The sequence below is a fragment of the Nostoc cf. edaphicum LEGE 07299 genome, from assembly GCF_015207245.1.
In the GTDB taxonomy this organism is placed as follows: Bacteria; Cyanobacteriota; Cyanobacteriia; order Cyanobacteriales; family Nostocaceae; genus Nostoc; species Nostoc edaphicum_B.
The window spans coordinates 1-2,986 of the sequence record NZ_JADEXF010000838.1; the positions used below are offsets into that span (position 1 = coordinate 1).

3 protein-coding genes are annotated in these 2,986 nt (G+C 43.0%); 2 read left to right on the plus strand and 1 reads right to left on the minus strand.

Features of this window, described 5'->3' with window-relative positions; genetic code table 11:
- Positions 1-31 precede the first annotated feature (31 nt).
- On the minus strand, positions 32-355 hold the full coding sequence (locus IQ229_RS21445) for a hypothetical protein (protein WP_194047192.1): 324 nt from the start codon (positions 353-355) through the stop codon (positions 32-34).
- A gap of 845 nt (positions 356-1,200) precedes the next feature.
- Between IQ229_RS21445 and IQ229_RS21450 the strand changes: the two genes are divergently transcribed.
- Together IQ229_RS21450 and IQ229_RS21455 are read left to right on the plus strand one after the other, a co-directional pair.
- Positions 1,201-2,532, plus strand: a complete 1,332-nt coding sequence (locus IQ229_RS21450; protein WP_194047194.1) for a HEAT repeat domain-containing protein — start codon at positions 1,201-1,203, stop codon at positions 2,530-2,532.
- Between the two features lie 74 nt (positions 2,533-2,606).
- Positions 2,607-2,986, plus strand: a 380-nt coding sequence (locus IQ229_RS21455; RefSeq protein ID WP_228013635.1) for a DUF6073 family protein, incomplete at its 3' end; no start/stop codon positions are given.

The window sequence follows — 2,986 nt, forward strand, 5'->3', positions numbered from 1 at the left end:
GATTTATGCAGTATTAACTTATGTATAAAACTTATTTAAGAGTACGAAAAACTTTAACAAAATCAGATAATAAAAATGTTCTCATTTCTGAGTAAAAATACCAGCTGCCAGAAATAAGTGAAGTAATAAACATTAACAAGACTAAAACTTCAAAAATGGGAATTTTTGCCTGAACTATGGAATAATTATTTCTGTTTGTTCTCTTCTCTTGAACTGAGAAAGAGGAAAATGATTTTGGTTCGTTTTCAGAAGATGAATGATCAATCTCAGTTGAGGCCTTAAGTAAGCGATGTTTTTTTGGATTTGGAGTTAGAGTTTTATTGAGGATTATAAAACGCAGAGAACGTAGAGACATAACTTGCTTGCCTTAGAGAGTAATCAAAATGCAAATAACTTTCTAAGCCTTAGTTCTCAATTTTGGCACTAATGACTCATACCACGTTGGTTTAGACAGTAATGTGTCACCATTCGCCTAGTATTTCAACTCGCTTAGAACAGGACTTCCGCATCGTACATAAGTACTACACGTGATTTGGGTATTTTAGCCATCTAGATTTCCGCAAGGGTACTCCCGCCACCACGAAGTTTGGCGGTGAGGGGAATTGCGGGACAATTAAGGGGGTTCAATATTTAGCACCCAGCGATGTCTAAGACGGGCTATGCCTACGCAAAGAAAGCGAGTAAATCAGCGTGATGCGAAGCGCCTGAAACAACCGAAGAGAATAATACACATTATGGTTAATTTGTACGGTGCTTAAGTAGAATAGAATTGGATTTAGTACAGACATATTCGGAATTGGTCTGAAGATAAAATGCCTATTTTTATTCTTTGGGGTGCTGAAAAACCAGCATGGATGATTGGTATCAACTCATGATGTACTCTACTAGAGAATTCATACTTCTCCGAAATTGCTCATTTTGACAATTGCTCTGGTTAACTTTTCGTTACGCATTTAGGAATTTTCCTGCCCACTTAACTTAAGCAATTTCAAAGAAGCAGCCACTCTACCCGTTAGTAATATCATAAGTGTGAAAACCAATGATGGGATTGGATACTGCCAACTGTTTTCATGCTCAATCGATTCCCAAGTCAAGAATAGCCCATTGCTCAAATCGACTTCACTACTTCAAAGCAAGCAGCTTCATGATGAGAGCGGAAGTTAGGACGCATACCTCAATTTATTAGGAGGAAAACAACCAATGGCAATTGACCTTTGTAATAAATCAAATCTGCAAAGGAATGGAGAATCTCCAGCAACACAAGAGAATCAACCTGGAAATGGCCTAAATGAGCTTCCGGTTGTACTCCATACTCCTGAGCAGCGGAAAGTTCTTGAACTTGCATACCAATCAACGCTCAGTTATACAGAACCCCGCTACATCGTTGGCGATCCGGCAGCTTGGGCAAGTGATTTTGGGTATGCCCTCGATCGCGTTTCCATGCGGCTTGACTCCCGTACCAGTGAGGAATTGCAGCGACAGGCACTCAGCCATCCCGATCCTGCAATGCGTGAACAGGCATTGTATGAGTATGTTGATCGCAATGAAGCTGATGCGATTGAATTACTCTGCCAAGTGGTTGAGCATGATGCCAATCGTGAGGTTCGCTGGGATGCACTGTGGGCAATTGAAAAACTAGGTGGGATTCAAGCAATTCAAGGCTTACAGAAGTTTAGCAAAGACGCCGATCCAGAAATTGCCGAATGGGCGAAATTGTTTGTCTCAGAACTCCAAAGCGGCGATCCAGCCTTCGACAATCGCAACTGTCGCTACACGCCTGGAAGAACCTTTGATGAAACGATTTTCCTGTTGATTCACTGCGATCTGTACATTCGCCTGGATGAAACAAACCAACTATGGGGTAAGTTGTCGCTTGCACCACAAGGACTGGCACGGGTCTACGGACAGGCTCATGCTTGTCCCAATGTGGAAACCCGTGAACGGCAGTTAGTTATCGCTAAGGCTATTTCCGGACTACATGCAGATGGCAGTTTGCACATTGATAACTACCTGTTCCGAGGCTTTACAGAAAGAACCCGTCCTGATCGCGGTAATTTCTATTTCGAGTCGCAAGTGCAGCGTCCTTTTTACCTGTCTGGTCGGGCAGATGATCCGTCACAGGGTGTGCGGGATGCCCTAATTGGATTTGCACGGCAAGGCTGCTGGTATTTAGACAACCGCTTCAAGATTCGGGGTGCAGATGCGATTCGCTATGTGCGAGGACGCTTCCAGGGTTGGGGTTACACCAATGTGCAAGAGTTAGCGGGTAAATCTTTAGAAGACATTCTCCGACCGGGGAATGGCATTCTCTCAACATTACACGATCCTGTAACAGGTCCACTCACCAATGTGTTTATCTCTGGCACGTTCAAAGGCAAGCTGAACGATTGGGATGAAGATGGTTACATTGACCTCAATTCGCGCAATGTTTATTCTACGGTTTCAGGTGAATTGGATAGTGATATGGATGGTATTCCTGATGAATCGGGGTTGTCGTGTTGTCCAGGTAAACCTACCATCCATTCAGTCTAATCATTTTTAAAAGCACCCATTTTGAATACCACGCGCCAGCTAATTCACACGACTTTCTTTACAGGAGACACATTATGACTAGCACTGAAATTTTGAATGATCGTCAAAGCAAAAAAATAGCGTGGGGGCCAGAAATTGATCTCAGCAAATTGGAGTATTTGTATCCTCCACAAAAAGTTGAACCATATACTCCTCCTGCACCTGGAATCGACAACTTAGGTATCACCTCTACCGACAGCTTTTTAGTGCCAAATATTGGTGAGTTCACTGTCAACTTTGAGGGATATGTGCGGGTTGCCCGTTCCCAGCCAACAACAAATGAGTGGAATACATCGGATGTATTCACGAATTTGATCGATATGTGTATGCGGGGAGAAACACCGGAAATTGGATCTATCATTGTCACACTCAATCCTGATTTTCTATCGACCGGACAACTGCGAACCCCTTATAC